This window comes from Pseudomonas sp. P5_B2, assembly GCF_056400445.1.
In genome coordinates, this window is record NZ_JBFULH010000192.1 from 1 (window position 1) to 7,510 (window position 7,510).

The following is a 7,510-nucleotide window of genomic DNA, read 5'->3' on the forward strand; positions in this document are numbered from 1 at the left end:
GCGCTGTCCAACGGGGGCAAGCCCCCTCGCCACAGGAGTCGTCACTTCAGGCATTGCGCCCCTGCCTTGGCCACTTGCGCGTCTTGGTCGGACTTGACGCCGGACACGCCGACAGCACCAATCACCTGGCCGTCGACAATAATCGGCACGCCACCTTCAAGCGACGTCAGTAACGGCGCGGATAAAAAGGCGTAGCGTCCACCATTGACCATGTCTTCATAGCCCTTGGATTCGCGCCGGCCCAAGGCCGAGGTGCGGGCTTTTTCGGTGGCGATGTAGGCGCTGCTGGGCGCACAACCGTCGAGGCGTTCGAGTGCCAGGGGATGACCGCCGTCGTCGACAACCACGATGGTCACGGCCCATTGATTGTTCTGTGCTTCGGTGCGGGCGGCGGCGAGGATCTGACTGACTTCCGCCTGGCTCAATACGGCTTTGCTTTTCATGACAATCTCCGGTTCGTGATCAGGGCAGGGCGGCTTCGACCAGTTCGATCCAGTGCCTGACGGAGGTTCGACCCGCAGCGTCGAGGTGTGCCTGGCAACCGATATTGGCGGTGACAATGACCTCGGGATACCCGCTCTCCAGCGCATTGAGCTTGTTGTCGCGCAGTTGTCGGGACAGTTCGGGTTGGGTCAGCGAATAGGTGCCCGCCGAGCCGCAGCACAAGTGGCTATCGGGCACGGGCGTGATGTTGAAGCCCAGTCGCATCAGCAGCGCTTCAACCGCTCCGCCGAGTTTTTGTGCGTGCTGCAAGGTGCAAGGGCAATGGACCGCCAGGCGGTGGGCGCTGTGGATGCCGAGTGTTTCCAGCGGTTCAGCGCGCAACACTTCGACCAGGTCCTTGGCCAGCGCACTGACCTTTTTTGCCTTGTCGGCATAGGCCGGGTCGGCGCGGAGCAAGTGACCATAGTCTTTGATGAACGCACCGCAACCGCTGGCGGTTTGCACGATGGCTTCAACACCGTTTGCAATGCTCGGCCACCACGCATCGATGTTATGCCGAGCGCGATCCAGGCCGGCGGCCTGAGCGTCGAGGTGATAATCGACGGCGCCGCAGCACCCGGCCTCGGGGCTCGGTGTGATGCTGATGCCCAGTCGATCCAGCACGCGCGCGGTGGCGGCGTTGGTGTTGGGTGACAGCCCCGGCTGCACGCATCCTTCCAGTATCAGTACCCGCCTGGAGTGGCGCGCAGTCGGGCGCGGTTTGGCCGGGTACACGCGGCGAGGCAACTTGGCTTGCAGGGTACCTGGCAACAACGCACGAAACATCTGACCGCTGTTGACCAGTGCTTTGAACAGCCCGGGATTGGGCACGACGCTGCGCAACCCTTCGCGCAACAAACGCTGGTCGAGTGAGCGCGGTACGGCGGCATCCACTACCGCGCGCCCAATGTCGAGCAAGTTGTGATAATCGACGCCAGAGGGGCAGGTGGTTTCGCAGTTGCGGCACGAAAGACAACGGTCCAGATGCAGCTGGGTTTTTTGGGTGACCTCGTTACCTTCCAACACCTGCTTGATCAGGTAGATGCGCCCCCTAGGGCCATCCAGTTCATCGCCCAGCAACTGATAGGTCGGGCAGGTGGCATTGCAAAAACCGCAGTGCACGCAAGTGCGCAGAATGTTTTCGGCTTCTTTGGCGCGGGGCAGTTGGCGGGATTGTTCACTGAGTGTGGTTTGCATGGGTCAACACTCCGCGTACAGGCGACCGGGGTTGAAGATACCCCGTGGATCAAGCTGCTGCTTCAAGTTCTGATGGTAACGCATCAGCGCAGCAGGCAACGGTTGGAACGGGCTGTCGATCAGGCCATGGCTGTAACTGGTCACATGCCCGCCGACCTCACCGACGATCTTGCGAATGAACGACGCTTGCGCCTCGGATTTGAGCCAGCGCTGCGCCCCACCCCAATCGATCAATTGAACGCCGGGCAAGGAAAGGCGGGGCGTGTTGTGGGGCAAGGACAAGCGCCAAAGGGGCTGGTCCTCATCGAAGAAATCCAGTCGATGTTCGTTGAGATCCTCCCAATAGCTCGCGTCCAATAATTCGCCACCCAMTCGGTCATGGGCCGCCGCCACCGAGCCTTCGCCGCCCTCAAGCCGCACGTGCAGGTGTTGCCCATCGTGGCACGCCGCGCTGATCGGCAAGGGTTGCTGACCCCACTCCGCGAGGCGCTGCAAGGCACGATCACTGTCCATTTCCAGGCTGATACTCAGGCACTGACGGGATTTGGGCAACACCTTGAGTGACACTTCAGTCACCAAACCGAGTGCCCCGTAACTGCCGGCCATCAAGCGCGACAAGTCATAACCGGCGACGTTTTTCATGACTTCACCACCGAAACGCAAATGCTTGCCGTGCCCGGTGATCACCCGCGTGCCGAGGACAAAGTCCCTGACCGAGCCTGACCAGGGACGCCGTGGTCCCGACAACCCACAGGCAATCATRCCGCCGACGGTGGCGCCTTCACCGAAGGAGGGCGGTTCGCACGCCAGCATCTGCTGTGCGTCGTCCAATACATCGGCCAATTCTGACAACGGCGTACCGCAACGGGCGGTGATCACCAGTTCGGTCGGGTCATAGCTGACGATGCCTCGGTGAGTGCGCGTATCGAGCACCTCCCCCGCGACGATGCGTCCAAGGAAGGCTTTGCTGTTGGAGCCCTGAATGCGCAAAGGCGTGGCGTTTTGCAGCGCTTGATTGACCTGCTCCAGCAGTGCAGCGCTGTCATCCATGTCGAATTCGCTGCGCATCAGAAACGCTCCAGATCAGGGAAGGGCAACTGACCCATATGTACGTGCAAGGCGCCAAATTCGGCGCAGCGATGCAGGGCCGGAATGTTCTTGCCGGGATTGAGCAGGCCGCTCGGATCGAAGGCGGCTTTGACCGCATGGAACAGCGTCAGCTCATCGCTGTTGAACTGCGCACACATCTGATTGATCTTCTCGCGGCCCACACCGTGTTCACCGGTAATGCTGCCGCCGACCTTCACGCACAATTCGAGGATCTTGCCGCCCAAGGTTTCGGCACGGTCGAGCTCACCGGGTTGGTTGGCATCGAACAAAATTAGCGGGTGCATGTTGCCGTCACCGGCATGGAACACGTTGGCCACCCGCAGGCCATATTCGGCCGACAGCGCTGCGATAGCCTGCAACACGCCGGGCAGCTCACGGCGCGGGATCGTCCCGTCCATGCAGTAATAATCCGGCGACAGGCGTCCCACTGCCGGGAAGGCATTCTTGCGTCCGGCCCAGAAACGCACGCGTTCGGCCTCGTCGCGGGCCTGGCGGACTTCGGTGGCGCCGGCCTGTTCCAGCACTTGGYGCACACGGTTGCAATCATCCTGCACGTCGGCTTCCACGCCATCGAGTTCGCAGAGCAAAATGGCTTCGGCGTCGACCGGATAACCGGCATGGATAAAATCTTCAGCAGCGCGAATGGCCAGGTTGTCCATCATCTCCAGGCCGCCGGGGATGATGCCGGCGGCAATGATGTCACCCACCGCGCGGCCGGCTTTTTCGACAGAATCGAAGGCCGCCAGCAGCACTTTCGCGGTCTGCGGTTTGGGTAGCAGTTTGACCGTCACCTCGGTGATCACCCCGAGCATGCCTTCGGAACCGGTGAACAAGGCCAGCAGGTCGAAGCCCGGCGAGTCGAGCGCGTCAGAGCCCAGCGTCAGGTGTTCGCCCTCGACGGTCAGGATGTCGACCTTGAGCAGGTTGTGCACGGTCAGACCGTACTTGAGGCAATGCACGCCGCCGGCGTTTTCGGCGACATTGCCGCCGATGGAACAGGCAATCTGCGAAGAGGGGTCCGGTGCGTAGTACAGGCCGAACGGCGCCGCTGCCTGGGAAATCGCCAGGTTGCGCACGCCCGGCTGAACCCGCGCGGTGCGGGCGGCGGGGTCGATGTCCAGAATGTTGTTGAAGCGCGCCATCACCAGCAGCACGCCTTTTTCCAGCGGCAATGCACCACCGGACAAACCCGTACCGGCACCACGGGCAACCACCGGGACGTGCCGCTCATGGCAGACTCGAAGCACGCCCTGGACTTCGTCGAGGTGACGGGGCAGCACCACCAGCAGGGGCGTGGTGCGGTAAGCGGAGAGTCCGTCGCATTCATACGGCCTGAGCTCTTCCTGCTGATGGAGGATTTCCAGATCGGGCAACCGCGCGTGCAGCGCATGGAGCAGGGCGGCTTTATCGACGTCGGGCAAAACGCCGTCGACGCGTTCATCGTAAAGAATGTTCATCGACTGATCTCGACCCTCAGTTGCTTTTATTCGAGGTCTTCCGCTGGCAGTTAACGTGCATCATTGGCCTGCCGGGTTTTTCTGTCTATGGGTTGTTTAACGGGCACTCCGGCGGTTTTCTGGCTGATAGAGAAAACAACCTTCAAAACATTAGCTTATCCCTGCTCGTTCGCCGCTATTGCTAGGAGGTAGACACGCCAAAGCTGCGTCTGTATGAGCCTTTCAACCACCCAACCCTGTTATTGAAAACGTCGCGACTGTCGTGAAAACGACCTGTTTGCGCTGAACGCGTAGCATCGCGACTTTTCTGTTGAACGACTGTTCAGCTTCGATTATGTTGGTGGCCACCTCCCCCGGCTGGTTGCGCGGGCTTGCGTTTCTTCAATTCGAACGAGGCACTGGCATGCGGTTTTCACCCTTTGTTGAGCGGATTTCAGGCGACGGAGTGGCCGCCTGGGATATTCACAATGCCGGCCTTGAAGCTCAGCGCCGTGGTGAGGATGTGATCATTCTCAGCGTCGGTGACCCGGATTTCCCCACGCCCGATTTCATTACCGATGCCGCCATTGAAGCGCTGCGCGAGGGCGACACTCATTACACCGAGATCGCCGGGCGCCAAGCCTTGCGCGAAGCCATTGCCACCCGCTACAGCCCACTGTTCGACCGTGAGGTGCCAGCGTCCAACGTGATCGTCGCGGCCGGGGGGCAAAACGCGTTGTTCATCGCTTCAATGTGCTTGCTCGACAGCGGCGATGAAGTGATTGCCCTGGACCCGATGTACGTGACCTACGAGGCAACGCTCAAGGCCTCCGGTGCAACGCTGGTGCGGGTGCCGTGCTCGGCAGATTCAGGTTTCAGGCTCGATGCCGCCGTGCTGGCCAAGGCCATCACCCCGCGCACCCGGGCGATTTTCTTCTCCAACCCGAACAACCCCACCGGCGTGGTGCTCAACCGCGAAGAACTGCAAGCCATCGCCGACCTCGCCATCGAACATGACCTGTGGGTGGTGGTCGACGAAGTCTACGAAAGCCTCGCCTTCGAACGCGCACACCTCAGCCTCGCCGCCTTGCCGGGCATGGCCGAGCGCTGTGTGGTGATCGGCAGCCTGTCAAAATCCCATGCCATGACGGGCTGGCGCATCGGCTGGATCGTCGCCAACGAAGCTTTGATCGCTCACGCCGAAACCCTGGTGCTGAGCATGCTGTATGGCTTACCGGGGTTTGTCATGGAAGCAGCGCTGAAGGCGGTGCAGGCCCACGACGACGTGACCCACGGCATGCGCGATATCTATCGCCGCCGTCGCGATCTGGTAGTCGCGAGCCTGGCGGATTGCCCGGGCATTTCGGTGCTCAATCCCGATGCCGGCATGTTCGTGCTGGTAGACGTGCGCGACACCGGGCTGACCTCGCTGGAGTTCGCCTGGCGTCTGCTGCGTGAGGCACAGGTGTCGGTCCTCGATGCGGCGGCGTTTGGCGAGCCGGCACAAGGTTTTGTGCGGCTCTCGTTCACCTTGGGTGAAGAACGGCTGGCCCAGGCTTGTGCGCGTATTCGCAAGTTTGTCCTGGTGCTCAAAGGTGAAGCGCCACGGCCCGTGATCAGCTGCGTCACCCGCCAGGCCAGCGTTGCACCGGTCACGGCCAAAACCATGATCGAGGTCGATGGCCTGCACAAACGCTTCGGCAATATCGAAGTGCTCAAGGGTGTGTCCCTGACGGCCCGTGAAGGTGATGTGATTTCCCTGATCGGCGCCAGCGGCTCGGGCAAAAGTACCTTGCTACGCTGCATCAACATGCTTGAGATACCGGACCAGGGACGCATTCTGGTGGACGGCGAAAGCATCAAGCTCAACCACGACCGTCCCGGCGCGCCACTGGTGTCCGACGCCAAGCAGTTGGTGCGGATCCGTTCGAGCCTGGGCATGGTGTTTCAGAACTTCAACCTCTGGCCCCATCGCACGGTGCTGGAAAACCTCATCGAAGCGCCGACCCAGGTCCTGCGTGAAAGCCGCGCCGAGGCGACCGAGCGCGCCGAAGCCTTGCTCGAACGCGTGGGGCTTGCGGCCAAGCGCAACGAGTACCCGGCGTTTCTCTCCGGGGGACAGCAACAACGGGTGGCCATCGCCCGGGCCCTGGCCATGCGGCCCAAGGTCATGCTGTTCGATGAACCCACCTCGGCACTCGACCCGGAACTGGTCGGCGAAGTGCTGCGGGTGATCCGCTCCCTCGCAGAAGAAGGCCGGACCATGATCCTGGTGACCCATGAGATGGCCTTTGCCCGCGATGTCTCTTCCAAAGTCGCCTACTTGCATCAGGGGCTGATCGAGGAAACCGGTTCGCCGGATGAAGTGTTCGTACACCCACGCAGCGAACGTTGCCGACAATTCGTCAACGCTCATCAGACTCGCTAATAAATCTAAAAAAAGACGGGGAAAAATCATGGGAAATCGACGTTTGGCAAACTGGTTTACCGGCGCGGCCTGCTTGCTGCTGGCCGGGATTAGCGCGGCGCACGCCCAGCCGATCAGGTTCGCGGTCGCAGCCGAACCCTATCCGCCGTACACCGAGAAGCAGGCCAACGGTGAATGGAAAGGCTTTGAGGTCGACCTGATCCACAAGCTGTGCAGCGAAATGAAAGCCGAGTGCGAAATCAAGGAAGTGGCGTGGGACGGCATCATTCCGTCGTTGCTGGCGAAGAAGATCGACGTGATTTTTTCCTCGATGTCGGTGACTGAAGAACGCGAAAAACAGATCGCGTTCAGCAAGGCTTACTACGACTCGGTGATCGCCATTGTCGGTCCGAAAGGCGCCTCGGTTAAGAAGTACCCGGATGACCTCAAGGGCAAAATCATCGGCGTGCAGAACTCCACGGTGAGCGCCAGCTACTTGAAGACTTACTACGAAAAAATCGCTGACGTGAAGTACTACGACACCCAGGACTCGGCCAACGCCGACCTGATTGCCGGTCGCATCGACTTGATGATGGCGGATGGCACGGCCATGGCGGCCTTCGTGCAGACGCCGGATGCGAGCAACCTGGAATACCTCGGCGCGGTGCCTTATGACCCGATTTTCGGCAAAGGTGTGGGCGCCGGCCTGCGCAAGGATGACATCGAGCTCAAGGCCAAACTCGACAAAGCCATCCAAGGCCTGCTGGCGAGCAAGGACTATGAAGACCTGTCCCAACACTACTTCGGCACCAGCGTGAAACCAGCGTTCTGACTTCCACACAAATCCTGTGGCAAATGCAAAACCTGTGGGAGCGGG

6 protein-coding genes are annotated in these 7,510 nt (G+C 60.9%); 2 read left to right on the forward strand and 4 right to left on the reverse strand.

What is annotated here, in order from left to right:
* Positions 1–41: 41 nt before the first annotated feature.
* Genes AC1DRJ_RS15465 through glcD form a run of 4 tightly spaced genes read right to left on the reverse strand, consistent with a single transcriptional unit; the run spans position 42 to position 4,247 of the window.
* On the reverse strand, positions 42–443 hold the full coding sequence (locus AC1DRJ_RS15465) for a heme-binding protein (protein WP_477802935.1): 402 nt from the start codon (positions 441–443) through the stop codon (positions 42–44).
* A 19-nt stretch (positions 444–462) separates the two neighbouring features.
* On the reverse strand, positions 463–1,680 hold the full coding sequence (glcF, locus tag AC1DRJ_RS15470) for a glycolate oxidase subunit GlcF (protein ID WP_477802936.1): 1,218 nt from the start codon (positions 1,678–1,680) through the stop codon (positions 463–465).
* 3 nt (positions 1,681–1,683) lie between these two features.
* Positions 1,684–2,748: a glycolate oxidase subunit GlcE gene (glcE, locus tag AC1DRJ_RS15475; protein ID WP_477802937.1), complete on the reverse strand. Its 1,065-nt coding sequence runs from the start codon at positions 2,746–2,748 to the stop codon at positions 1,684–1,686.
* Entirely contained in the window at positions 2,748–4,247 is a 1,500-nt protein-coding gene (gene glcD / locus AC1DRJ_RS15480) for a glycolate oxidase subunit GlcD (protein WP_477802938.1), read from the reverse strand. The genes glcE and glcD overlap by 1 nt, the downstream gene beginning before the upstream one ends.
* Before the next feature lie 403 nt (positions 4,248–4,650).
* Between glcD and AC1DRJ_RS15485 the strand changes: the two genes are divergently transcribed.
* Positions 4,651–6,654 (forward strand): aminotransferase class I/II-fold pyridoxal phosphate-dependent enzyme, encoded by a 2,004-nt coding sequence (locus AC1DRJ_RS15485; protein WP_477802939.1) that lies wholly within the window; start codon positions 4,651–4,653, stop codon positions 6,652–6,654.
* Between the two features lie 28 nt (positions 6,655–6,682).
* Complete coding sequence (locus AC1DRJ_RS15490; protein ID WP_477802940.1) at positions 6,683–7,465, forward strand: transporter substrate-binding domain-containing protein; 783 nt, start codon at positions 6,683–6,685, stop codon at positions 7,463–7,465.
* Positions 7,466–7,510 lie beyond the last annotated feature (45 nt).